The 22,461-nt window shown below is 63.6% G+C and carries 35 protein-coding genes, 1 tRNA gene and 2 pseudogenes; 17 read left to right on the top strand and 21 right to left on the bottom strand.

From position 1 onward, the window contains the following. Positions 1–26 precede the first annotated feature (26 nt). Positions 27–1,351: pseudogene (serS, locus tag IMZ29_RS01065) on the top strand (serine--tRNA ligase). A gap of 71 nt (positions 1,352–1,422) precedes the next feature. Continuing rightward, positions 1,423–1,512, top strand: a tRNA-Ser gene (locus IMZ29_RS01060). Positions 1,513–1,603: 91 nt separating this feature from the next. Here the strand turns inward: IMZ29_RS01060 and IMZ29_RS01055 are convergent. The 18 genes and pseudogenes from IMZ29_RS01055 to acpP form a co-directional block, all read right to left on the bottom strand. Further along, complete coding sequence (locus IMZ29_RS01055; protein WP_216179364.1) at positions 1,604–2,575, bottom strand: tyrosine-type recombinase/integrase; 972 nt, start codon at positions 2,573–2,575, stop codon at positions 1,604–1,606. A 14-nt stretch (positions 2,576–2,589) separates the two neighbouring features. Beyond that, positions 2,590–2,742: pseudogene (locus tag IMZ29_RS23130) on the bottom strand (helix-turn-helix domain-containing protein); the annotation flags it as partial. Positions 2,743–2,794: 52 nt separating this feature from the next. Next, positions 2,795–3,298 carry an HNH endonuclease gene (locus IMZ29_RS01050; protein ID WP_216179362.1) on the bottom strand — a complete coding sequence of 168 codons (504 nt, stop codon included), beginning with the start codon at positions 3,296–3,298 and terminating at the stop codon, positions 2,795–2,797. 361 nt (positions 3,299–3,659) lie between these two features. Beyond that, positions 3,660–4,499, bottom strand: coding sequence for a hypothetical protein (locus IMZ29_RS01045; protein ID WP_216179360.1), 840 nt, complete (start codon positions 4,497–4,499; stop codon positions 3,660–3,662). Beyond that, complete coding sequence (locus IMZ29_RS01040) at positions 4,496–4,708, bottom strand: hypothetical protein (protein ID WP_216179358.1); 213 nt, start codon at positions 4,706–4,708, stop codon at positions 4,496–4,498. Before IMZ29_RS01040 ends, IMZ29_RS01045 begins: the two co-directional genes overlap by 4 nt. 251 nt (positions 4,709–4,959) lie before the next feature. Then, positions 4,960–5,334, bottom strand: coding sequence for a hypothetical protein (locus IMZ29_RS01035; protein WP_216179356.1), 375 nt, complete (start codon positions 5,332–5,334; stop codon positions 4,960–4,962). After that, the gene (locus IMZ29_RS01030; protein ID WP_216179354.1) at positions 5,331–5,582 is read right to left on the bottom strand and encodes a hypothetical protein; all 252 of its coding nucleotides are present in this window, start codon (positions 5,580–5,582) and stop codon (positions 5,331–5,333) included. The genes IMZ29_RS01035 and IMZ29_RS01030 overlap by 4 nt, the downstream gene beginning before the upstream one ends. An 18-nt stretch (positions 5,583–5,600) precedes the next feature. Then, entirely contained in the window at positions 5,601–6,095 is a 495-nt protein-coding gene (locus IMZ29_RS01025; protein WP_216179346.1) for a siphovirus Gp157 family protein, read from the bottom strand. A 13-nt stretch (positions 6,096–6,108) separates the two neighbouring features. Further along, positions 6,109–6,726, bottom strand: coding sequence for a hypothetical protein (locus tag IMZ29_RS01020; RefSeq protein ID WP_216179344.1), 618 nt, complete (start codon positions 6,724–6,726; stop codon positions 6,109–6,111). Between the two features lie 656 nt (positions 6,727–7,382). After that, positions 7,383–8,036, bottom strand: coding sequence for an ATP-binding protein (locus IMZ29_RS01015; protein ID WP_216179342.1), 654 nt, complete (start codon positions 8,034–8,036; stop codon positions 7,383–7,385). A 193-nt stretch (positions 8,037–8,229) separates the two neighbouring features. Then, entirely contained in the window at positions 8,230–8,415 is a 186-nt protein-coding gene (locus IMZ29_RS01010) for a hypothetical protein (protein ID WP_216179340.1), read from the bottom strand. After that, positions 8,412–8,717, bottom strand: a complete 306-nt coding sequence (locus tag IMZ29_RS01005; protein WP_216179338.1) for a hypothetical protein — start codon at positions 8,715–8,717, stop codon at positions 8,412–8,414. Before IMZ29_RS01005 ends, IMZ29_RS01010 begins: the two co-directional genes overlap by 4 nt. Before the next feature lie 608 nt (positions 8,718–9,325). Beyond that, entirely contained in the window at positions 9,326–9,604 is a 279-nt protein-coding gene (locus IMZ29_RS01000) for a hypothetical protein (protein ID WP_216179336.1), read from the bottom strand. Next, positions 9,601–9,978: a hypothetical protein gene (locus tag IMZ29_RS00995; protein ID WP_216179334.1), complete on the bottom strand. Its 378-nt coding sequence runs from the start codon at positions 9,976–9,978 to the stop codon at positions 9,601–9,603. The genes IMZ29_RS01000 and IMZ29_RS00995 overlap by 4 nt, the downstream gene beginning before the upstream one ends. Before the next feature lies 1 nt (position 9,979). Further along, complete coding sequence (locus IMZ29_RS00990; RefSeq protein WP_216179333.1) at positions 9,980–10,507, bottom strand: hypothetical protein; 528 nt, start codon at positions 10,505–10,507, stop codon at positions 9,980–9,982. Between the two features lie 596 nt (positions 10,508–11,103). Continuing rightward, positions 11,104–11,355, bottom strand: a complete 252-nt coding sequence (locus IMZ29_RS00985; RefSeq protein WP_216179331.1) for a hypothetical protein — start codon at positions 11,353–11,355, stop codon at positions 11,104–11,106. A gap of 31 nt (positions 11,356–11,386) precedes the next feature. Continuing rightward, positions 11,387–11,743, bottom strand: coding sequence for a hypothetical protein (locus IMZ29_RS00980; protein WP_216179329.1), 357 nt, complete (start codon positions 11,741–11,743; stop codon positions 11,387–11,389). 176 nt (positions 11,744–11,919) lie between these two features. Beyond that, on the bottom strand, positions 11,920–12,159 hold the full coding sequence (gene acpP, locus IMZ29_RS00975) for an acyl carrier protein (RefSeq protein ID WP_216179327.1): 240 nt from the start codon (positions 12,157–12,159) through the stop codon (positions 11,920–11,922). 1,070 nt (positions 12,160–13,229) lie between these two features. Between acpP and IMZ29_RS00970 the strand changes: the two genes are divergently transcribed. Beyond that, the gene (locus IMZ29_RS00970; RefSeq protein ID WP_216179325.1) at positions 13,230–13,694 is read left to right on the top strand and encodes a hypothetical protein; all 465 of its coding nucleotides are present in this window, start codon (positions 13,230–13,232) and stop codon (positions 13,692–13,694) included. Positions 13,695–13,808: 114 nt separating this feature from the next. On the opposite strand, the gene IMZ29_RS00965 is transcribed toward IMZ29_RS00970, so the two are convergent. Both IMZ29_RS00965 and IMZ29_RS00960 read right to left on the bottom strand, forming a co-directional pair. Beyond that, positions 13,809–14,831 carry a P63C domain-containing protein gene (locus IMZ29_RS00965; RefSeq protein ID WP_216179323.1) on the bottom strand — a complete coding sequence of 341 codons (1,023 nt, stop codon included), beginning with the start codon at positions 14,829–14,831 and terminating at the stop codon, positions 13,809–13,811. A gap of 102 nt (positions 14,832–14,933) precedes the next feature. Then, a complete protein-coding gene (locus tag IMZ29_RS00960) occupies positions 14,934–15,785 on the bottom strand; it encodes an XRE family transcriptional regulator (RefSeq protein ID WP_216179321.1) in 852 nt (283 codons plus the stop codon). Between the two features lie 80 nt (positions 15,786–15,865). Between IMZ29_RS00960 and IMZ29_RS00955 the strand changes: the two genes are divergently transcribed. Beyond that, positions 15,866–16,114 carry a transcriptional regulator gene (locus IMZ29_RS00955; RefSeq protein WP_216179319.1) on the top strand — a complete coding sequence of 83 codons (249 nt, stop codon included), beginning with the start codon at positions 15,866–15,868 and terminating at the stop codon, positions 16,112–16,114. Further along, positions 16,111–16,290 carry a hypothetical protein gene (locus IMZ29_RS00950; protein WP_216179317.1) on the top strand — a complete coding sequence of 60 codons (180 nt, stop codon included), beginning with the start codon at positions 16,111–16,113 and terminating at the stop codon, positions 16,288–16,290. Before IMZ29_RS00955 ends, IMZ29_RS00950 begins: the two co-directional genes overlap by 4 nt. An 8-nt stretch (positions 16,291–16,298) precedes the next feature. Here the strand turns inward: IMZ29_RS00950 and IMZ29_RS00945 are convergent, their stop codons facing one another. Next, positions 16,299–16,520 (bottom strand): hypothetical protein, encoded by a 222-nt coding sequence (locus IMZ29_RS00945; RefSeq protein WP_216179315.1) that lies wholly within the window; start codon positions 16,518–16,520, stop codon positions 16,299–16,301. A 107-nt stretch (positions 16,521–16,627) separates the two neighbouring features. Here IMZ29_RS00945 and IMZ29_RS00940 point away from each other — a divergent pair, with 107 nt between their 5' ends. Genes IMZ29_RS00940 through IMZ29_RS00890 form a run of 12 tightly spaced genes read left to right on the top strand, consistent with a single transcriptional unit; the run spans position 16,628 to position 22,323 of the window. After that, positions 16,628–17,239 (top strand): toxin YdaT family protein, encoded by a 612-nt coding sequence (locus IMZ29_RS00940; RefSeq protein ID WP_216179313.1) that lies wholly within the window; start codon positions 16,628–16,630, stop codon positions 17,237–17,239. Continuing rightward, entirely contained in the window at positions 17,239–17,430 is a 192-nt protein-coding gene (locus IMZ29_RS00935) for a hypothetical protein (RefSeq protein ID WP_216179311.1), read from the top strand. Before IMZ29_RS00940 ends, IMZ29_RS00935 begins: the two co-directional genes overlap by 1 nt. 1 nt (position 17,431) lies before the next feature. Continuing rightward, positions 17,432–17,560 carry a hypothetical protein gene (locus tag IMZ29_RS23025; RefSeq protein ID WP_256445139.1) on the top strand — a complete coding sequence of 43 codons (129 nt, stop codon included), beginning with the start codon at positions 17,432–17,434 and terminating at the stop codon, positions 17,558–17,560. Beyond that, entirely contained in the window at positions 17,560–18,009 is a 450-nt protein-coding gene (locus IMZ29_RS00930; protein ID WP_216179309.1) for a hypothetical protein, read from the top strand. The genes IMZ29_RS23025 and IMZ29_RS00930 overlap by 1 nt, the downstream gene beginning before the upstream one ends. Continuing rightward, a complete protein-coding gene (locus IMZ29_RS00925) occupies positions 18,006–18,440 on the top strand; it encodes a hypothetical protein (RefSeq protein WP_216179307.1) in 435 nt (144 codons plus the stop codon). Before IMZ29_RS00930 ends, IMZ29_RS00925 begins: the two co-directional genes overlap by 4 nt. Beyond that, positions 18,440–18,964 carry a Ref family recombination enhancement nuclease gene (locus IMZ29_RS00920; RefSeq protein ID WP_253206624.1) on the top strand — a complete coding sequence of 175 codons (525 nt, stop codon included), beginning with the start codon at positions 18,440–18,442 and terminating at the stop codon, positions 18,962–18,964. Before IMZ29_RS00925 ends, IMZ29_RS00920 begins: the two co-directional genes overlap by 1 nt. After that, complete coding sequence (locus IMZ29_RS00915) at positions 18,961–19,671, top strand: Rha family transcriptional regulator (RefSeq protein ID WP_216179305.1); 711 nt, start codon at positions 18,961–18,963, stop codon at positions 19,669–19,671. The genes IMZ29_RS00920 and IMZ29_RS00915 overlap by 4 nt, the downstream gene beginning before the upstream one ends. Continuing rightward, positions 19,668–20,414 (top strand): LvrA C-terminal domain-related protein, encoded by a 747-nt coding sequence (locus IMZ29_RS00910; protein ID WP_216179303.1) that lies wholly within the window; start codon positions 19,668–19,670, stop codon positions 20,412–20,414. The genes IMZ29_RS00915 and IMZ29_RS00910 overlap by 4 nt, the downstream gene beginning before the upstream one ends. Next, positions 20,401–21,162 carry an ATP-binding protein gene (locus IMZ29_RS00905; RefSeq protein ID WP_216179301.1) on the top strand — a complete coding sequence of 254 codons (762 nt, stop codon included), beginning with the start codon at positions 20,401–20,403 and terminating at the stop codon, positions 21,160–21,162. Before IMZ29_RS00910 ends, IMZ29_RS00905 begins: the two co-directional genes overlap by 14 nt. After that, complete coding sequence (locus tag IMZ29_RS00900) at positions 21,162–21,536, top strand: ArsR family transcriptional regulator (protein ID WP_216179298.1); 375 nt, start codon at positions 21,162–21,164, stop codon at positions 21,534–21,536. Before IMZ29_RS00905 ends, IMZ29_RS00900 begins: the two co-directional genes overlap by 1 nt. Further along, on the top strand, positions 21,533–21,865 hold the full coding sequence (locus IMZ29_RS00895; protein ID WP_216179296.1) for a MarR family transcriptional regulator: 333 nt from the start codon (positions 21,533–21,535) through the stop codon (positions 21,863–21,865). Before IMZ29_RS00900 ends, IMZ29_RS00895 begins: the two co-directional genes overlap by 4 nt. Continuing rightward, a complete protein-coding gene (locus IMZ29_RS00890) occupies positions 21,862–22,323 on the top strand; it encodes a crossover junction endodeoxyribonuclease RuvC (RefSeq protein WP_216179294.1) in 462 nt (153 codons plus the stop codon). The genes IMZ29_RS00895 and IMZ29_RS00890 overlap by 4 nt, the downstream gene beginning before the upstream one ends. Positions 22,324–22,461: the final 138 nt, after the last annotated feature.

Below are 22,461 nucleotides of genomic sequence, written 5' to 3'. Positions count from 1 at the left end.
CACTGCCATCTTCCGTTGGTTACTTCATGCTTGATCCTTTCCTGCTGCGCAAAGACATCTCCGCCGTCGTCGAACGCCTCCAGTCCCGGGGCTTTTCCTTCGATGCCGAGCAGTTCGAGTCCCTCGAGGCCGAGCGCAAGGCGTCCAGGTCCAGACCGAGAATCTGCAGGCCCGACGCAATGCGCTTGCGAAGCAGATCGGCAAGGCCAAGTCGCAAGGCGAGGACGCCAGCGCCCTGATGGCCGAATCGCAGGCCATCCCGGGGGAGCTGAAGAACCTCGAAGAGGTACTGGCGGGCGTGCAGTACAAGCTCAACGCGCTGCTCCTGGATGTCCCCAATCTGCCGCATGCTAGCGTGCCGCAGGGCGAGGATGCCGAGGGCAACGTCGAAGTGCGCCGCTGGTTGCCGGGCGCCGCAGGCGACGAAGGCAATCCGGCCCCGCTGGGCTTCGCGCCGCGTGATCACGTCGATCTGGGCGAGCCGCTCGGCCTGGATTTCGCCACTGCCGCCAAGCTCTCCGGTGCACGCTTCAGCTTCATGCGCGGCCAGCTCGCCCGTCTGCATCGCGCGCTCGCGCAGTTCATGCTCGACGTGCAGACGCAGGATCACGGCTATACCGAGTGCTACACGCCCTACATCGTCAACGCCTCGACGCTCGTCGGCACCGGCCAGCTGCCCAAGTTCAAGGACGACATGTTCGCCGTGAGCAAGGGCGGCGAAACCGGTGAGGAAGGCGAGGGCGAGGACGCCTACCTCATCTCCACCTCCGAGATCACGCTGACCAGCACGGTGCGTGACAGCATCGTGGCGGGCGATGCGCTGCCGATCCGCATGACGGCGCACACGCCGTGCTTCCGGTCCGAGGCCGGCTCGGGCGGTCGCGACATGCGCGGCATGATTCGTCAACATCAGTTCGACAAGGTCGAGATGGTGCAGATCACGCATCCGGAGGCGTCGTACGATGCACTGGAGTCGATGGTGGGCCATGCCGAGGAAGTCTTGAAGCGCCTGGAGCTGCCGTACCGCGTCATGCTGCTGTGCACGGGCGACATGGGCTTTGGCGCGGCCAAGACGTACGACCTGGAGGTCTGGCTCCCGGCGCAGGATGCGTGGCGCGAGATCTCGTCCGTCTCCAACTGCGAAGCCTTCCAGGCCCGCCGCATGCAGGCGCGCTTTCGCAACGCGCAGGGCAAGCCCGAGCTCGTGCATACGCTCAATGGTTCCGGTCTGGCCGTGGGCCGTGCGCTCGTTGCGGTGCTCGAGAACCATCAGCAGGAAGACGGCAGCATCCGCATCCCGGCGGCGTTGCAGCCCTATCTGGGCGGTCAAGAATTTTTGAAGTCCACTTGATCACCTTTGGAAAACTCTGCTATAGTTATTGTCTTACCTCGCTAGCGCTGATTCATTGATTCAGCGTCACCGGAAGGGTGGCAGAGAGGTCGAATGCGCCGGACTCGAAATCCGGTATACGTTTAGGCGTATCGTGGGTTCGAATCCCACCCCTTCCGCCAGAAGTATCAAGCACTTAGCAGTAAATGAAAGGGCTCCGCGAGGGGCCTTTTTCTATTGGTGGTGGGGGAAATATTGACGAAGCGCTCCCCATCACGCCGCTTTCCCTCCAATCTTCCCAATCGCCGCCGCTAGTGTGTCCACCGCGAGGTGGGAGTATCGCTGCGTCGATCTCGGGTCTTTGTGGCCCAACACGCGGCCGACTGTGTACAGATCCACGCCTGCGTTGATCAGTTCGCTGGCCGCGCTATGGCGCAGATCGTGAAAGTGGACATGGGGCAGGCCGGCTCGAGTGCGAGCGCGCTCGAACGCTCGCTGAATGGTGATGTTGGGCCCTGTCGGCATCCTGCGCGCGCAGAAAGCGATCCTCGGGTGGATCGGCACGATGCGTGGTGCGCCGTTCTTGGTGTCCTGCAGGTGAAATCCGTTGGCCCGCGGCACCGCCCGCAGGATCTCCGACAGCCGCATCCCAGAGTAGAACGCAACGCGGATCGCCTTGCGCGCCTTGAGGTTGGTGCAGTGGCGAACCAGCATCAGCATTTCCTGCCGTGAGACGTAGTGCTGGCGCTCGTTGGACACATGCGGCACCGGCACCCCTGCAGCTGGGTCGTGCTCGCACATCGAGTGGTGCCGCCACGCGTACCGGCACGCGCTTGTGAGGTAGCGGATCCGGTTGCGCAGCGTGGCCGGCGACAGAGGCGCGCCGTCGTCCTTAACGGCTTTGGCTGAGTAGAACCGGCACGCTTCGGTCAGGGCGGACAGCGGTCGGCCCTTGTACGCCCAGTACATCTGGGCGAGCTCGCGTGCGATGTTGTCGCCCGACTTCAATCGGGGCGCGCGCTCCTTCAGGTACACCGCTACGGCATCCTCGATGAGATGTTCCGGACGTTGGACACTTGTCCCGATCGCATAGAGCCGGGCGGATTCCTGGCGGTCGAAGGTGTCAGCCTGGGCTTGAGTCCACGTTTTTGGAAGTAGCTTTCGAGCCCGGACTCGCTGGCCCCCAATCTGACGGTCGAATTCAAAGATGAAACGACCGCGCGTTTTTTCTCGGTAAATCGGCATGTGCTCAGGTACTCGGTGAGGTCGGTCAGATCGAAAGAAATCCGGCGGCCGATTCGATAGCAGGGGATCGGACCATCCGGGGCGGCCAGAGCATAGACCTTGCGGGGCGACACGCCCAAGACGGTCGCGGCTTGCTGTGGGCTCAGTTTTTCCACTCTATCCCCCATTCCCGCCGCGTCACCGCCAGCAGGCGGGCGAGGGCGGGCAAAGAAATGTCGTTCATTCAACATACCCTTCGTGCAGCCTTCGCTTGGCGTTTTGGTAGGCAAGGCCAGCTTCGGCTGCTGTGAGAAATGACCCGAGCCTATGAACCTTCCCTCTGACTAGAATGGATGCGTAGTAGCGCCGCTTTGATTTGCTGTAGTGGGCACCGAGCACCCCGGAGTAGGAGTTTTCTGTAGGTCGCTTTCGGTTTTGCAGGTTGGTCGACTGGTCCACATCGCGGAGGTTGGCAATGCGGTTGTCAGTCCTCACACCATTTATGTGATCGATGAGACGCTTGGGCCACTCTCCGTATACGTAGGCCCATGCTAGGCGATGGGCTGGCCGCTTGGTGCGATCAATAGAGATGATGACGTACCCATCTTTTCTGCATAACGACCCGGCAATTCTTCCAGTCCGGTGCACCCCCGCCCTGGCTTTCCAGTGGAACGCGCCGCTGTTTTGATCATAGGTCAGAAGCTCGCGTATCCTTTGTGGCGTTGGGTCTGGCTTGCGATTCATGCGGACACCTTTGCTATTGATTTGACGTCGCCAACAATCCCCGCACGAGGCCGGGCGGTTTCGGTGCTGTGCGGGTGGTCAGGCATCGGGCGATCCAGGCGGGCGCTTCATCCCCTTCACGTTGCCGTGCAAACTCTTCGCGCGCTCAAGCTGGTGGCGCGCCCTGTCAACCTTGTCTTGGTGCCATTTGAGCAGCCACTGATGCGCCTCATCCCAGGTTGGGAAGATTGCCTCTGTGCTACCCATCCTGGATCGCCGATCGCCCCCGATCCACACAGAGCAGCCAGTCTGCCGCTCAACGCTGACCGGCTCGATCTTGCGCGGGTGGTAGGCGCTGGCCAGGTACCACGTCGTCGCTCCTTCAGCCATTGGCACTCCCTTCGCCCTGACGGGCAGCCTTCAGGGCGGCGCGCTCATCATCCGCGACGCAGTAAAGCTGTAGGAACTCATCGACCACGGACACGTCGCCCGCGTACCAGCGTCGGCCGAGCTCTTCCAGGTGCTTGCCCATGCCTTCGAGCATCGTGGCCACGCTAGGATTGCGCATGCCATACTCCAGCGATTCCTTCGCCTGCCGGATGACCCCGCTGTGGTCGACCATCATGCCGGTGTGGTCGGCGGTCAACAGGGTGGGCTGCGCCTGCCCGCCATCATTGGCGGCCGCATCGGCAAGCATGTTGCGGATCGCGATCTTGAACGTGTCGCGGCACTTCTCGGCCAGGGTCTTCGGGATCATGCGGGCCTCGTTGCCGTCAGGGCAGCAGTCGCGGTACTTCGCCTCCACGGGGCCGACCGATCCGCAGCCGGGGCAGTAGCGCGCGAGAGGTTCGGTCTGCGCCTGCCCGCTGGGCTGGGCGGCCAGTGCACGGGCATAGTGGTGCAGCAACCCGTCCGCAGCGTCCTTCGCCCACTGGTCAGCGAAGTAGCCGCCGATCAGTGCATGTCGCTCAGCGTCGGGAATGTCGCGCAGCACGGCGGCAGGTTGAGGGGCGGCGTAGACCGGCGAGCCTTCAGGCAGGTTGACATTCATGTGCGCCATAGACGCATCGCGCCCGACGTGTCCGGCCGGTTGCGCATCCGCAGCACCTGTCAGCGCCGCAATAGCCGCATCCAGAGCCTCCAGTTGCTCGCTCGCCGGGCTCTGCGCCGTGTCTGCCTGGATGCAGGCGCGCAGGTCGCGTAGGGTGGTGATGTGGGTCATGCGGAACTCCGTGTGTCATTGCCGCTCATCTGCTGCGCAGCGGCCCGCAGGCCACGCGCGATTGCGACGTCGTGTTGGTATTCCGCTCGTGCGGCTGGGCTCACCCACGCATCACGGTCGGCCGAGGTGGTCTGCGCGCGGCGCTGGCGAGCGGCGTTGCGGTCGAGGGCCGCGGCGGCAGAGAGCATCAGGGCGTGAGGGGTGGTCATGCTGCCTCCAGCGCGGCCTCGATAGCCGACAAGTCCTGTTCGATCTCGCGAACCTCCTGCCCGTCCGGCCGGCTGGCGCATTTGCCCCAGGACGGCGGAGGCATAGCAGCGCCCGATGTCCAGCGCGTTGCGCACTCGAGCACCGCCCCGCAACGGCGCCACGCCCCCAGCGCCAATCGCCGCCAGCTCTGCATCCCTCTGCCGCAGGAGGGCGACCAGCTCGTCGTGGTGCAGGGTGTCGTAGTGGTCGGTCATGGAAACCCCTTGGCGATCTCGGCCGCAGCGCGAACCACGGCCCGACGGGCGGCTGACAATCGATCGCACTCATCGAATTCGTCTTCGACGCACGAAACCGGCGAATAGCACCCCTCGCAGCCGTTTCGATCCGCTGATACCCAGCGCTGCTGGTCTGCCGCATGGTTGTGGTCAATGCCCAGCCGAAGTCGAGCCGCCAGATCAAAAGCATCCCCGCTAATCTCCAGGGGGTTCCAGAACTCATAGCCGTCATCCGGCGCATGAACCGTTACGGGGATCAGCATGCCTCCCCATTTCTCGTCGTAAGCGGCGTCGAGGCCGATGGCTTTGGCGGCCAGTTCCAGCAGTTCACGGTCGTTCTGGTCGGTCATGTCTCGTCCTCGCGCATCCATTCGGCACGACCAATCAGGGTCATGTCTTCATGCTTCGCGCGGTAGTAGGCGTCGCCACCGCCAGGCACCCGCACGTATCCCATCGCACCCCACGGCATCACATCGGTGATGACCATGAAGCAGGCGGCGAATGCGGGGTTGCCGGTTGTCGGCGATAGCTGAACGACGGAGCCAGGCAGGATCGACGCGCGCGCGGCGTCCTCCGCGGCGGCGGGTTGGTGTTGCATTGGGGTGTCCTCGGAGGGTTACTTGATGGCGAGCCGCACGCCCTGAGTGAGCCGGGCGCCGGGCACTTCAAAGCCGTCTTCGATGGCTTTCTTGATGAGCGTCTTGCTCGGCACGGGAGGCGGCGGCTCGGCGAAGTAATCGCGCGGCAGCTTGTCCGCATCAAAGATCTCAACTGCAGGCGGCGACTTGGCCACGCTGATGACGAACCAGGAGCAGGGGATTTTCTTGATCCCGTTCTTCACCATGGTGTCCAGCACATAGGCCCGGATGCGGGCGACGCGCGATTCGATGGCCTTACGTCGCGCAGCCATCTCGGCCTCCGCCTTCTTGATCTTCTCGGCGTCGCCCTCCAGGTCTCGCACGTAGGCAACGATGTGCTGCGCCTTCTCTTCCAGATCGCCCTCGATGCTCTCGAGCGTGTCAGCCAGAACATCGTCCGCAAGGTCCAGATCAGCGATGGCGTCCAGTTGCTGGCGGCGCTCGGCCGCCAGGACGTATAGGGGGATAGTCATGGCTGGCTCCTGATCAGAAAGGTATGTCTTGTTCGGTCTCGTAGCCGGCCTCCTGCGCAGCGCGGTTTCCTGCCGCCACGCTCTGCCCGCCGCCTTGCTTCGGCTTGTCCCGCAGCGCTTGCACCATCTTGGGCAGCTGCGAGGGGACTGTCTTCCGGTCAAGGATCTCGCTCGCCACAAGCTCGGTCTCAGCTTGGAATGCGCCGGCCAGGCCGGGTCGCCACTTCCCGTTGTCCCCGTACTCTTCCATGCGGATCAGCAGGCCGACCTTCTTTCCGAGCAAATCCGGAAACTGAGGGACAACCACGTCGACCTCCTGGCCTGCATCGAAATCGTAGACACGAGCGCGCTGGTTGATGGGGTTGGTCAGCTCTCGCACTTGCATGCAGGTCATCATCGCCATCAGCTGCTTGAAGCCGTAGATCTGGGTGCCGTCGGCCTTCTGGGTATAGATGGCGAATCGCGCGCGCGTTCCGTCGTCCGTCACGAAGTCGAAGTCAATGCCAATCGTTCCGGTGTCGGCGACGACATGCTGGGCGCGGGTGAAGGTGCCGACGTATTTGCCTTTCTCGGTGATGCGGCCGCCGACGCGATCCGCTTGCTTAGCAGCTTGAGTGTCGAGTTTGTACATGAGTGCTCCTGGGTCTTCAGTTGGAAATTGGGCCGGCAGCCCTGGAATTGCGGTGTTTGGCTCTCACCGGTTTGGTAAGCGCCTCATGGATCGGCCAAGATCTCTGATAGATCCGGGACTTGACCGTGGCGAAAGGCATTCCGTGGTCTTGGCAGTGCTCCATCAGGGTTGCCACCTTTCCCTGAAACTCAAACTGGACGTTGTTCCTCTTGTTTCTCCCCTGAGTTGTGGCGTCCTGCCATTCGCAGTTCGTGGGCTCATAGCCGCCATCGTTGTTTATTCGACCAAGCGTCGTTCCCTCTGGACGCTCCCCCATGTCAGCGAAGAATCTGGTGAAGTCGTGCCATTCCTTGCACACCCTTATCCCGCGACCCCCGTAGTCCGGGAACTTGCGATTTGCAGGGTTTTCGCACCGGGTCAGCATTGACGACCACGACTTGTAGGTTGGGGTGCCGAACATGCCGTGGCGCGTCTTGCATGCTCTGGTCGTGGTGGCGCGTTTGCACCCGCAGCTCGTTGTTCGCCCAGACCGTAGGTTGCCGACCTGGACGGTGGACTCGTTGCCGCAGTCGCAGCGGCAGAGCCACCTGCTTTGACTGCCTGACGGGCTGGCTTGACGAACCACAACGAGGCCGGAGAACCTCTGCCCTGTGAGATCAAGCCGCTTCACTGTTCACCCCATAGAAGTCGACGATCTGAGCGTCAACCTCGGCTAGGTCATTCGGGATGTGCTCATCCTCGAACATATCGACTGGGCTCTTGCAGCAGTCCATCCCGTTCGTCTGGGTCCGGAACACGTACTGGCCGTTGACCACCTCGGTGCGAAGAACAACGGTGAAGTAGCCTTCCGGCACGAGGGTCTGGTCGACGAGCTTGCCGACCGTCTTCATTCGGATGTTTCCCACATCATCTGTCTGGGTGTGGGACAGGATGTAGACGCGACGGCCTGGCGCCAGCGCGCCTGCGCAGTTGAAGAGGTTCCACGCGCTCTTGCCGATATCAGTGAAGCGGTCGTAACCCTTCTCGCTGGCGCGGGCCATCAGCTGATTGACCAGCATCGCCTGGAAGTCATCGATCACCACGACCTCATGCGGCGATCCCTTCATGATCTTCTCGATCAGCGCGGCGTCGTCCGTCTGGAAGACGTTGCCCTCATCCTTCATCGAGGCCCGGACCTTCCAGCCCTTAGACCGAAACGGCAGGGGCTTCTTGATGCACTGAATCAGAACTGTTTTCGAAGGGTCGAGGTTCCGCAGGCTGGTGCTCTTGCCGGTCCCGCTGGAACCAAGCACGAGGGTGGCTATGCTCATCGAGTGCTCCTGAGTGTTTTACGAGTGCAACTGCAGCGCCACGCTGGGCGCGAAGGAAGGGATCGGGTAGGCCGGGCAGGTAGTGGTATTCGGGTTTCACCACCCCTCCCGTCGTCGCAGCCAGCGGTTGCATGCGTCGCCCACCTGGGCAATAGCGACCATGGCGACGACGTAGCCGATCACGGCGTACAGGTCAGCGGACATACATCACCCCGGCGCTGATAGCCCAGACGGTGAAGCCGATCAGCCCGAGAGCGATGGCAGCGCCTGCCTCGGCCCAGGTGCGCCGAGTGTCGCGGCGCTCCTCGCGCTCGTCTTCCCGCTCGCGGGCGTGCTGCGACATGAGGGCGTAGCGGATGGATTTGTCGTCGGTGGTCATAGCTCCTCCAGAACCTTGACGGCTTGCTCGCGCACGGCTTCCTGAGCCATGGCGAACGATTTGCGATAGAAGAGGGGATCCAGCACTCCAGCGAGCAGCGCATCGATGATCTCGAGCGGGGCTTCGCAGGTGAGCCACGTGCGCATGGCTTCGCGCACCGGCTCGCTGCCTCTGTGAATCGCCCAGGCCGCGGCAGTGCCGGCAGCGATAGGGCTCATCGGCTGCGGCTCCGGGATCTCCGGCGGGGCGTAAGCTGCGGGCGCGAGGTAGGGGCGCGCGCGGTCATCCAGGCACGTCAGCATGGCTGGTCTCCGATATGGAATAGGGGCCCGATGCGCTCGGGTGGGCGCCATCGCAGCAAAGCGTCCAGGCGTCACGCTGCCTCCGGGGGCAGCGGTGTATCCCGTGGCTGGTGCTGGTCAGGGTTTGGGGTAATTCCCCGAATTCGGGGGATTTGGAATGAGTCCGGCCGCGCCAACGGTGCCGGCACCGTGAACACACTGAGCCCTGGCGCTGGGCAAAAGAGGCCGGGGCGCGGCGGTGAGCGTTGCCCCGGGTTGATGGCGGCCAGGTGCGAATCTGGCATTGGTAGAGCGTTGGCCGCTACCACCGGCAGGCCAGTCTCGAACTGGCAAACGGATCAGCTACCTGCGCATCGCCTGCGCGTACTGCTCGCCACCAAGGCCAGCGCCTGCATCCGATAAAGCACGGTTTGACCCGGACGTGTTGGATGGGGTTGGTTGTCAGGTCGCTAACACCTGACTGCAAGCGCTGGTCTTGGCGCCCCTCATCTGGCAGAGGGGAGGCCGATCAATATCGGTGTCCGGCCTGGATCCGCGATCCCGCCCAGGTGCGGGGAGATACCCCAGCCGGCGCCAGCGGCCGGCCCGTCGCGGCGGGTGAGTATTGGTCATGCCGGGAACCAGCCGGCGAAGAGGGCTGCGAATGGGTCGCGCGTCGCCTCCGGCTTGCCCCACAGCGGCGACGGTGAGCCGTCCGGGTTGCGGCGCTCGCCGACCCTGGCAACGCTGCCATCCGAACGCAGCGTGGCAAACAGCACGTCTGCCTGCTTGGGGTGCAGGCCAAGAGCGACGGCCAGATCAACGCGAGAGTGTGGCCGGGAGTACATCAGACCGCGCGCCAGGATGAGGCGGTTGGCCATCTCCTGTCTGGTGGGCTGTTGGCTCATGTCGGCTCCTTCACACGGGCAAGGGCGGCATGACCGGCCTCGCATGCGGCACACGCCTCATCAATCGCGAGGTCGTCGTACCCAGCCTCCTTCATGTCGCCGTCGGTAGGGAAGCTCTTGAGAAGCCGGGCCAGCGCCTCGGCCAGCGCATCCCGATCCGCGAGCAGGGCTTTGATATTGGCGGGGTTGGCGGCGGCGATGTAGGCCGCGTTGGCGCACGCCTGGCGGTATGACTCGCCGATGCCTAGTGATACGCCAGCATGCACAGTAGCGATGTTCCGGCGCCCCAGCTTCACGGTGTCGCGCTGCTGTGCCCACAGGCCTTGGGTCGCAGCCTCAGCCAGCCGCGCCAGGTCGTCGTACTTGGTCGTCATGTCAGTCCTTCTGGGTGGGTTGGCGGTAGCCGTACAGAGCGGATAGTGCATCCCTGGCGCTCCAGTCGTCTGTGTTGAACTCCAGCAGCAACGTCGGCGAGTGACTTCCTCCATCCACCTCAAAGCCCCGGTCGCGCACGGAGCAGCCCGGAGGAATGAACTCCGCCCGCGCAGCCTCATACCCCTCATTGCGCCCCTGCTGGCGGGCCTGGGCGAGGGCGGTAGCATCGTAGAGTTTGGTGCCCGGCTCATAGTCAAAACCCCGGACATCCTTGTTCCAATGCAACACGCGTTGCGACTCATCACCCTCGACAGTGGCGACATGAGTGGGCGAGTGGTCTGCCTCGGTGCCCGCGTCAGGCGCAGGGCCCCACTCGCCCGACTGCACACGTCGTTCGTAGTCTTCACGCTCGCGTTTGGCTTTCTCGCGCAGCACCTGGGCCATCTTTGCCATCGGGCTCACCGGTACCGCAGCGCTCGTCCCCAGCTTCTCGATGACGGCGCGTTCAGGATCTTTGTCGTTGAGCATCTTCCCACTCCCTAGCGTCGCGCCGTAATTGATCTTTGGTTCTCTGGTTTCGTCTTTGCTCGGAGGCTGTCGCCCACCGACAATTGGAAGGTTCGTAGTTGCCGTTGACATCGATCCGGTCGATTGAGGTTCCCGCGGGACGTTCGCCCATGTCATCGAAAAACTGTTCGAAATTCGCCCATCGCTCGCAAACAGCGATGCCCCTTCCTCCATAGTGTCGATACGATGGAGCCGTCGGGTTGCTGCACCTGGCGTGCATGGATGACCAGCTGTAGTAGGTTCTCGACCAGCACCGGCCATGCTTCGTTGCTTTGGCGGCGCGGTTCTGCTGGTTGAAGCAGCCGCAGCTGACCGTCACCTTCTTGCTGAGGTTCGACTTCGGCACTTCGACCATGGAGCCGCAGTCACAGCGGCAAAGCCAGTAGGGCCTTATGCCGCGATTGCCCGCGCGAGAAAGGGCAACGAGCCGCCCAAATCGCACTCCCGTCAGGTCGAACCCTCTAGGCAGGCTGATGAATCCTTTGTTGGTCAGTGGCAAAAGTCGAGAGTCGATGATTCCGGCTCTATCCATCATTCATCCTCTGCGCCTTAGCGCGTCATGGCTCCACCGAGAAGATGAACTCGGGGAACGGGAATCCTTCGTCGTCGGTGGCGGGGCGAAGGTGCATGCCAGACAGCCGCGCGGCCTTCTTGAAATCAACCGGGCAGAGGCAGTGATCGCCGTACTTGGCATACGTGCCGTCGTCATCAATCAGCGCAGCGTCGATCCCGAGCGCGCCGGCTAGTTGCTCGATGCTGCTGCACATGACGGACTCAGCGCCGCGCAGCACTTCGACCTCGGTGCACATATCTGCTCCTTGTTGGTGGTGGGCTACGGGGTCAGCAGCGCCAGTCTTTCAAGACGGACGGAAGGCTGCACACCTCGTATTCCCCGTTCGTCCAGCCTTCTTGGTAGTCCACGGGCTTGGCCCCATCGATCCGAACGGCGTGGTCGGCGGCGACGTCTGACCAGTTCATGTTGTTTGCCGCCCAGTCGTGAACCTCGTATTCGTCCGACGCGAAGAGCGGGCCGGTGTCTTCGGCCAGGCTCTTCTCGACGTCGCCGTCGAACTCGTGGGCATAGTGGGACGCGCGATGGCGAGCGATTACCTCCACGGGGATGCCCCAGGTGCTGCCATCAGGCATCTCGATCACCAGGAATGGCTCCTTGGCAACTGCCTCAGCGCGGTCGCTCATATCTCTCTCCAGTTGATCCAGCGGAACGCCCGCTGCGGCTATCTACGAATGAGGTGTGGCGGCTCCCCGAGCAGTCCCGAGCCCTGCAGGTAGGCCCTAATATCGGCGGGCCACTCGGCTTGCTTTATCGGCGCTGAACCGCCACACGTCATGCCCCTCGTGAGAAGGGCGGGGCGTCAGGCAGTCAGCCTGCGCACCAGTTCGATTGCCTGGGCGACCGTTTCGAGCTTGGCGATCTCGTCGTCAGGTATATCGATTCCGAACTCGAGCTCCAAGCCCATCACCGCCTCGATCAACTCAAGCGAGTCGGCGTCCAGATCGCCCCCGAACGTCTTGTCCGGGGTCAGGTAGCCTTCGTCCACGCCAAGCTGCTCGGCGATGATCTTGGTGACGCGCTCTTCCACTTTCTCGGCCATCAGGCCCTCCGCATGAAAATCCCTGCGCTCACGATTGAACGGGGATTCAGATGCCCCTGCGCCGGCCGCTCTCGCATGCCTGGCGCAGGATGGGGCTGTCACCATGTCCCCCATGGGCCTGTGCGCGTGGGCTGTCTACCCCAGGCTCGCGTCCTGCCTCTTTTCGCTTGGCGGCGTCTTCCGGTTATCAGGGGTGGGTGCTCCCCAACCGTCGGCCAACTGTGTGCCCATGCCGATATCGCCCGGCTTTCTGCGCCCGTGTGCTCAGGGTTGCCCACGTTTGGTGTCTGCTACGTGGCGTCGCCGCCCATGGCTGTCTCCTTGGTTCGTTGCCCCACATTCGCTGGCGGCAGGGTGGCGCCGATGCTCCCCAGGAAACCGAAACGCCCTTGTTGAAAGGCGCTTTGGTTGCCTGGCCGACCCGCGGCCACTCCCGCACAAGGCGGCTCCGCGTAGTCGGCCAAATCTTCAATCTCCGCTCGGTTCTATAGCCCCCACTTGAGGCCAGGCCGCGCTTCGATAGCCCCCGGTCTATTCATCAGGCGTGGGGGATTGCCACCTGCACCTAGCCACGGCTTGCGCCGTCATCGGTGTGTTCTATGGCTTGACTGGTTGTTGAAGAGCGGTCCTGCTGTCCTTCCGACCCACCCCGCTGTACTTGCTGGCTTCCGCCTAGGCGTTCCGTGCGTTGCTGATCGTGTGATTGAATTCTACAACTGTAGATTTATCGTTGTCAACAACTGTAGAAAACAAGTGTAGAATTCGGCCATGGCATCGACCGAAGCCATCGCACTCCACGCGACAGAAGTGAGCCCACGCGGGGCTGCCTGGAAGAGAACCGCTACACGGCGAGGGCCCGAGAGGGCACCCGGTGCAAATCCGTAACGATCCGTGGGGCTGGCCGAACATCGACGCCCGGGACTGCGCAGACGCGCAGCATCGATGACCGCTCAAGGGCGGGGTGACACCTCTTCTCTACCTCTTGTTGGGGTAGGGGGAGGCCTTTGGGTGACAGGAGTGTCCTAACACCCCAGTAAGGAAAATGCGGCGCGGCCGCAAAGGAGATCGAAATGCGGAGATGGCTCGCCCGCCTGCTGTGCGGCGCTGAACTCGACGAGCTGACGCGCTGGCGTACGTGGAGCCGTGCGGCACGCGCAGAGCTCGGAGAGTTCCCGGACGCCGTTGAAGTGCTGGCCTACTTGGAGGCCGCCCGCAACGACGCAATCGGACCGTATTGGAACCCTTCAGCGATGCGTGGCCGCATGCTCAGGCGTCAAGCCACCAGCCGGCTCAAGGGCTCGCCTGACTCGCTGAATGTTGGCGTCGAACTTCCGGAGATGGGAGGCCCGCAGGAGCGAGAACTCCGTCGCAAGCTGATTCTGAAGGGCGTAGTCCGGACCGAGTCCATCCCTCCGGGCTGGCGCGCGACGCCAGAGGGCGCGCGGCACCTGCACGGCGACCCGCTGTCTCCGAAGCCGGTCGTGCGCACGACGTCGCGTGCTCGGCCGGGCCTCGCACGCGTGCCTGACGCGTGAAAGCGGCGTGCGGCGGTGGTGCCCAAACAGGGCTCCAATGCGCTGAGGGCCGCGCCAGTGCTGTATGTGGGGTGGTGCCCAAAAAGCAGAAAGCCCGCCGAAGCGGGCTGTTTGTCATCTGTCCTCTTCTTCGAGTCCGAGAGACTGAGTGTCCCCAAACCTAGGGTGAAGGCGATTCAGCTTCGAGATGAAGTCGGGATAGTCATCCGACAGCTTCATCGCGGTGACAACAGATGCCAAGTGCTCACGCAGCTTCGGGTGCCCTATCTCCTGCGTGAGTCTGCGATGAAGGTGCGCTTTTTTCTCGTCCTTGGAAGCTTGCCGCTTCAACTCCTCAAGTAGGCCAGGCGCGAGTCGCTCATAGACGATGTCGTTGGTCAACATGCCAAAGTACTGCGGCCTGAACCTTGGGTTGCTCGCGGGGTAATCCAGCCGCCGGAGTCGGAAGAGTTCCTCGTAGTACTCAGGAGGGAAGGTCTTCACGTAGGGCTGAAGCTCTTTGGCGACGAAGGACTCGAGTATCTTTGCAAGAGCGTCACGCTCGCGGTCTCGCTGGAAGCCTGTCGCCTCATCAACCAGCGCGATGATGCCCACATGAGCGAGTCCGCGCATAAGAATCTCAGCCCTGGCCGCGACAGCCAACTGTGGCTTAGACAGGGCGCCGGCCTCGCGAGCCTTCAGCCACACGTCGCAGATCATTGGCAAGGATGACGCTTCGAAGCCGATCCGAAGCGGCCCCCCTCGGGGATCTCTGTACATTTTCGGAGTAGTCACCATGGTGCGCAACTCCTCGGAAATAAAGGGATTTAGCGAAGCAGCGACCAAAAAAGGCGGCAAACCACCAGAGTCCTCATTCTCCATTTTGCGCCTGAGTTGCCAGCCGCCAGTGACAGGCCCGAATGCCCCTGTAACACCGCCCTGTGAGATGAGTCGCGTCCCATCAGGTAGGACCGCACAAGGGATGTCAATGCTGCCGAGCGTCAAGTTCCCAACGTAATCGGCCATCGGTGTGGCCGCGATTAGCTTCCTGGCGGCAGCCGCATTTTTGGCGATTTCGCTGCGTCGCTCAGGCGTGAGCTTCTGAGCCCTCGCCGCACCTCCTGCTGCCCTGCCATCGCTTTTTTTGGACGTGACCATCTCGCAACTCCAAAGTGAGGAGGTGCCATTATTGCTTGCTTGCAGTCCTGAAGCAAGCACATGCTTGCAAAGAGCGCTTTAGCAGGCAAACAGAGGATCTATCTACAACCCAAACCCACACCAGAACACCCGGCCTATCACCTGGTCGCCATCCTTCACGAGCGGGAAGGGCGGGTATGTCTCCTTGTCCTCGTTGTCCGAGTGCGCAGTCGTAATGCCAGCCTTCGACCAGAGACGCTTCACGTAGAACTCTTTGTCGTGGAAGATCGCGTAGACCTTGCCGTTGACCGTCTCCGTCTGGGATAGGTCAATCAGTATCGTGGCGCCGTGCGGGATGTGGCCGGCCATCGAGTCGCCGTCGACCTCTGCCAGCACCGCCCTGTCCGGGTTGTTGACACCCTGGGAGCGCAGCCAGTCGCGGCGGAACGACAGCCGCCCGCGCTGCTCGGCGTCGTAGATGATCGTGCCGCGGCCAGCGGACAGCTTGGCGTCGATGCGGTTGATGTAAGCATACTCGGCGTCATTCGACGCAGGCCCATCGTCAATCTGCGAAGGGCCGGCGCTGCTGGCCGTCACGCCGAGCTGCGAGAGGACGGCCAGCAGCGCCCCCTCGGCTCTTGCTCGGTCTTCCTTTTTCAAGCTGCGCAGCACATCTTCGCTTACTGCAGGGAGGGGCCAAGCGTCCGCTTTCTTTACCTCTCCCACAGGCTTTACTGGCGCTTGGTCGACGCGCGGGCGCCCTTTCTCATCCAGCCAGTCGCGGCCTTCGTCCAGCAGTTGTTCTACCGTGAGTCCAAAAGCGGACGCCATCTCGAGCGTCTTCTTAGACGTCTTGCTGTCTCGAAGCTCCAGGGCGCTGATAGTGCCCGCCCCGAGGCCGACGCGCGAACCCAGGTCTTGGAGCGTCCAGCCCAGCTTCGTGCGGTAGTAGTGGATTTGCTTGCCGAGTGCCATGTCGCGGAATTTAAACAGTTGTAGAAGGGCAGGCAAACACAGTTGTTGAAGTCTTTGTTCTACAAATGTAGAATCGAGGCATGAACAAGCCCATTGCATCCGCCATTGACGTCCTCGGCAGCGCATCGTCGCTGGCGCGAGTGTTGGGCGTCACACCTCAGGCCGTCTGCTTCTGGCGTGACGAAAAGCGCTCGGTCCCTGCGGACAAGTGCCTAGCCATCGAGATCGCCACCGCCGGCGCCGTCACCCGCCGCGACCTGCGCCCCGATGACTACTGGCTCATCTGGCCCGACCTTCCGGCACCCGCTGCCGCCGAGGTCGCCCAATGACCACGCCCGCTCTCAACGACATCATCCTGCGTCCTGGCGAGTCGGTCCTGCTCGCCAACGGCGTGCGGGTGACTGCGCTGGCTCACGGGCAGCAGCCGATCCTGACCGGCCGCGAGCTCGACGCTGATCGGCTGCGCCTGGCTGCCCAGGTGCGCGAGAGCAGGGCGGAGTCGTGATGGCCGCATCAATGCACCGTCGCCCGCGGCCCTTGCGCGCACTCGTCCGCTTCCTCGGCTTCGGCCGCGGCGTAGCGATGGCGACTCTCGGCCTCCAGCAACGATCGGAACACGACCATCACATGCTCGTCGCTGGGCCGATCCAGCGCGTCCCAAGCGATTTCTCGCGCGGTGTTCAGCTTCACGCGCACTTCGTTGGCGGCCTGCTCGAGCGATTCGTTCACATCCATTCCTTGTTCGTTGACCTGGCCGAATCGTGCCGGGCCTCGCGTCGCGCCGCCATTGTGGGCAGCACGTACGCGATGACTGAACTGTAGAGATCCACCGGAGACACGTCATGAACACGATTTCTCAGATCCCGCGCAAGCCTGTCACCGAGCTGGTCAAGGACATGCTCGATGGATGGCGTCGCAGCCTGCAACTGAGCCAGTCCAAGATCGTCCAGAAGGTGGTTGACGCCCACAAGGCTATTGATGCTGAGCGGACGACGGAGATCGTCTTCGAAGAAGAGCGTCGCGGGCGCGACACGATTCACTGCCAGCGCATCAACATGCAGAAGGTGTACCGCTGGCTGGGCGGTTGCGAATCTGAGGACGACGGCCCCGGCAACATGCCAGCCAACTTCCTGCCCTCCGTGCTTGCGTCGATGCCGGTTGAGCTGCGCGTGAAGCTTGCCAACGACATCCTGGCGCCGGCCGGGCTCGTCACCCGTGCCGTGCGTGTCAGCGCCGAGGGCGAAGAGTTCGACCCGAGCGCCCACGTGCTCGCGTTGCTGAAGGAATTCCCTGAGGCGAAGAAGGCGGCGTTTGAACTGACGCGCTGCACGAGCACTGAGACCCTGCAGCGCGCGCTGGTCGAGGCCACGGAAGCGAAGGCCGCAGCCGCAGACCTCGCCAGCGCCATCGAAGGCGAGCTCGCCAAGCGCGGCGCTGTCCGGTTGGTGGCGTGATGGCTTACTACAAGAACCTCCCCATCCCCACGCGCCTCGTGCGCGACGCCCACGAGCGCCACCTGCGCCGCATCCGCCAGGAAGAGCGCCGAGTGGATGCAGAGCGCGCCGAGCGCATCCAGCACGCCCAAGCATTCCACCCCGCCTATCGCGCCCGTGACGGCTACGTGCGCATTGCCGAGGACGTCTGACATGGCCATCGCCTACCTGATCGACATTTGGAAGCGGCTGTTCGCGGCCTCGCCCGTGTGCGTGGACCTGCGCCACCGGTTGCTCGAGCAAACCAGCCAAGAGCGCCGTGGGGCGCGGGGAGGGCGGTGATGTCGGCCCCCATTCAGCCCCTCGACTTCATCGCCGGCGTGAAGGTGGTGGATATCGGCGACCTGCGTGTCGCCCGCGGCATGACCCGGCGGCCGTACTCGGCATGCAAGCACCTGTCATTGACCTATGACCAGACGGAACGCCGCATCTGGTGCAGGGACTGCGAGACCGAGGTGGAGTCGTTCGACGCCTTCATGCAACTGGTCAATCGTCACAGTCAGTTCGACGCGAAGATCGAGCGCCTGCAGGCCGCCGAGAAACACACTCTGTTCAGCCGTGCCGGCAAAACGATGGACGAAGCGTTCCGCAGCCGCAAGATGGCTCCGCTGTGCCCGCACTGCAAGGAGATGATCTTCCCTGAGGACGTCGCCAACGGCGTGGGGATGGGCAACAAGGAGATGGAAATCAGCCGCCGCGCCGCTCGCCAGGCGCAGGGAGCGAAGCCATGAGCACTCACGTCATCAACAGCGACGAGTCGTTCCAGCGCTTCATGGGCGAGGTACGGCAGCAGTACGCCGCCCACCGCTTCCTGCGCGCCTCGCTCAAGACCGGCAAGGACCGTAGCGGCCCGCAGAACAACCTTACGCACGCCTGGTACGAACAGATCGCCCGCGAGCTGCGTGAGGACGACGCGCTGGGCTGGAAGTGCTACTGCAAGCTGCACCACGGCGTTCCGATCCTGCGTGCTGAGGACGCCGAGTTTCGGCAGACCTACGACAGCACGATCAAGGGCATGGGTTACGAGCAAAAGCTCACCGTCATGCGCCTGTTCCCTGTCACCTCGCTCATGACGCGCGAGCAACTGAGCAAGTATGCCGAGGCCGTTCGTGACGACTTCCAGTGTCGCGGCGTGTTCCTCGAATTCCCGGAGGGGCACTGATGCTGAACCGAACCGTAGGCCTGAAGCGCAGCACAGAGCTGCGGACGCGCGCGCCCTGGGTCCGTGCGCCGCGCGAGCAGAAGCCCCGCCAGGTGACGGCGCGCCCGAAGCCGGCCGGTATGAAGGGCAGGGCGCCCACGGCCGAACAGAAGCGGTTCTGGGATGCGTTAGCCAGCATCGGCTGCATCGCGAGCATGAAGGACGGCATCGCAGATCCCATCGTCAGCATCCACCACATCGACGGTCGGACCAAGCCCGACGCGCACTGGCTAGTGCTGCCCCTGAGCGCCGGCAACCACCAGGACGGCACCGGAGCACCTGGCCGCATCGCCGTGCACCCCTTCAAGGCCCGATTTGAGGCCCGCTACGGCACTCAGCGCGAACTGCTGCGCGAGTGCATCGAGATCCTGCTGTGTCGCGGCGTGGAAGTGCCTGATGGCGCTCTGCTCGCGGCAGGCATGAAAAAGCCCAGCGACTGCGCCAACAGTCCCGGGCCGGTTCAACCTGATGAGGAGGTCGAATGACCAACATCATACCTAATTCGGGCGCAACGATGACCAGCCGTGAGATCGCGGACCTGGTCGAGGTGCGTCACGACAGCGTCAAGCGCAGCATTGATCGGCTGGTCGAGCGCGGCGTTATTGCTTCTCCACCAATGGAGGAAAAGCCTACCGACGGCCGCCCGGTGTCGGAGTATGTGTTTTCCGGCGAGCAGGGCAAGCGCGACAGCATCGTCGTCGTGGCCCAGCTGTCGCCGGAGTTCACGGCCCGGCTGGTGGACCGCTGGCAGGAACTGGAGGCCGGCGCCGCTGCCATCGTGGTGCCACAGTCGCTGCCAGAGGCCCTGCGCCTGGCCGCCGACCTGGCCGAGAAGGCCGAAGCGCTGAAGCTCGAGCGAGACGAGGCTGTGCGCACCAAGGCGCAGATCGGCAGTAAGCGTGAAGCGAGCGCCATGGCTGCGGCATCCAAGGCTTCGCGCGAGGCCGAGCGCCTGCGCGACGAACTCGGGCACAACGCCCGGCACGCAACGATCATCGCCGTGGAGCGAGCCACGGGTAAGACGTTCGCCAAGAACGCCTACGTGGAGCTGCGCCGCTGGTGCAAGCATCGCGGCATCAAGGCGACTGAAGTCACGGATCCGCGCTATGGCACGGTCAAGGCTTGGCCGGCTGGCGCATGGGACGCCGTGTTCGGCGTGGACCTGTCCGCGCTGTTCGGGAGGGCCGCATGAGCGCCGCCAAGCCCCTGCCGTGGTTCCGTATGTACAACGAGGCCATCGACGACGAAAAGCTGCGCCTGGTGGCCTTTGAGGACCGCTGGCACTTCGTCGCAATCCTGTGCTGCAAGGCGCAAGGCATCCTCGACAGCGGCAGCCCCATCGTTCACCGACTCGTCGCCGTGAAACTCGGCATCGACCAGCGCACGCTGGATGACGTCGCCCGTCGCCTTGCAGAAGTCGGCCTGATCGATGAGCAGACCTTGCAGCCGCTGGCTTGGGACAACCGCCAGATGCGTTCGGACAGCAGTTCTGAGCGCGTGCGCGCCTTCCGCGAGAAGGTGAAACGGGAAGGAAACGTTTCAGTAACGGCCCAAGAGGTAGATACAGAGACAGAGAAAGAGACAGAAGGAGAAAAACAAACCCCCTCGTCGGGCAAGCCCGCCGCGCCTGCAGGATTCGCTGCCTTCTGGGAGGCGTATCCCAACACTGCCCGGCGAGTTGCCAAGTCGAAGTGCTTGGCCCTCTGGAAGTCCCGAAAGCTGGAGGCCGTCGCGGACGACATCGTGAGTCACGTGAAAGCCATGGCGACCACCCGCCAGTGGCAGGACGGCTACGAGCCGGCGCCGATGACCTACCTCAACCAGAGCCGCTGGCAGGACGAGATCCCGACTGGCAAAACCGCAGGAGCGACGAAGCATGGAAACTTTGGCAGCCAGAACTATCGGGCAGGAGTTGGCGCAGATGGCTCCTTCTGACCGCCGCACCGAGAATCGCAACTGCGAAGAGCATGGCGGCTATGTGTCGCGTCACTTCAGCTTCGGCAAGGGATTCTGGAGCCCGTGCCCGGTGTGTGAAGGCGCGCGCCTGGAAGCGCAGGCCAAGGCCGACAGCGAGAAGGCCGCTCAAGAACGCCGCGACATCGGCATGCGCAACGCCATGCGCCGCGCCGCCATTCCACCACGGTTCGCCGACCGCCGCTTCAGCAACTTCGACGTGACGTGCGAGGGTGCAGGCAAGGCGCTGGCGACGGTGCAGCAGTACGCGGACGACTTCAAGGCCACGCTGGATGCCGGCCGCAGCCTGATCCTCGTGGGGAACGTTGGCGCCGGCAAGACGCACCTGGCCACGTCCGCAGCGCACCGCGTGATCGAGCTCGGCTACTCGGCCGTGTTCTCGTCGGTCATGGAGGCCGTGCGCAGCGTGAAGGAGACCTACCGGCGCGGCAGCGAGCGCACCGAGCGCGACGCCATCGACGCCCTAATCGACCCTGATCTGCTGATCCTCGACGAGGTGGGCGTGCAGTTCGGCAGCGACGCCGAGAAGCTGATCCTGTTCGAGATCATCAACGGCCGGTACGAGAACGTGCGCCCCACGATCATCATCAGCAACCTCGACATGGAAGGCCTGAAGTCCCACCTGGGTGATCGGGTTGTCGACCGGCTGCGGGAGGGCGGCGGCAAGCTCGTTGTCTTCGACTGGCCCAGTCATCGGAGGGCAGCGTGATGCCCGCCCGCGGAGACGTGAAGTCCATCCCGGCCATCCTCGAAGCGCTCGAGAGCATCGGCCCCATGTCGGTCGAGGAGCTTTGCAGCCACACGGGCTACTCGCGCGCGACGGTGGGCCCGGCCGTCGCCAAGCTGCACGGCGAGCGCCGTGTGTACATCAACCGCTGGATCCAGCCGATGGCAGGCGCAAAGCGGCCCACGCGAGTGTTTGGCATTGGCCCGTACTCGAACCGCAAATACACGCCAGTCGGTCAGAGCGAGAGCCACCGCCGCTACAAGGCCCGTCACGGTGCCAAGCTCGCCCTGCGCGCTGCGCCCGGCCTGGGCGTCTTTGGGCACATGGCCCGCCAACTCACGAGGAGCGCCGCATGACGCCCGCCAGCCAACAAGACGCCGCGGTCCTCGCCGCGCTCGCGCACCACCCGCAGACGCGCCAAGCCATCGCGCAGGCGTGCGGCATGTCGGACGCGCTGACAAAGCAATTGATCCGCCGTCTGACTGCCCGAGGCCAAGTCTACGCCAGCGGCCGCACGGTCTGCGACGACGGCATCCGCCGGCCGGTTTACGCGCTGCTGGGCGTCCCGGTGACTCCGGCCGTGGCACAGACCGAGCCGGTGCGGGTTGCCGTGTCAGCGCCTGTCGTCGCCGCAGGATTCGGGGCATTCCGCGCAATGGCGCAGCAACTCGGGAGGGCGGTATGAGCACGCTGGCGCTCGACCTTGGCACGGCTACCGGCTACGCGCTGGGCGTCGGCAACGCAGCCGGAAGCGGCACCATGCACTTCCCGCGCCGCCCGAAGGCCCACCCAGGCGCGCGCTGGTCGGCCTACCGGGAGTGGCTGCACAACCTTGTGAGCGTGCAGCGCGTTTCGCTCATCGCCTACGAGGACGTCAAGAGCCACAAGGGAGCACTCGCGGCGCACTGCTACGGAGCGTTCTTGGGCATGACGGAGATGGTCGCCCAGCAGCACAGCGTGCCGCTCCTGCCGCTGGGCGTTGGGCAGATCAAGCGGGCATGGACGGGCCGCGGCGACGCCAACAAGGCGCTGATGATCCAGGAGGCGATCAAGCGCGGCCACGAGACCGACGACCACAACGAAGCTGATGCTTTGGCCATCCTCAACCTTGCAATCCAACTGCGCGCCAAGGAGGCGGCATGAGCCAAGAGATCTACGGATGGCACGTCATCCACGCTGAGACAGGAATCCCAGTCGCGTTTTGCATGCGCGGGGCAACGAGCGGCTGCTGGACGGAAAGCGATGTTCTTCAGGATGGACTGGACCCGAACGATTACAAGC

The organism is Verticiella alkaliphila, assembly GCF_018904615.1.
Classification (GTDB): Bacteria; Pseudomonadota; Gammaproteobacteria; order Burkholderiales; family Burkholderiaceae_B; genus Verticiella; species Verticiella alkaliphila.
Note: the sequence above shows the minus strand (reverse complement) of the source record. Positions and strands in the feature narration are given on the sequence as shown.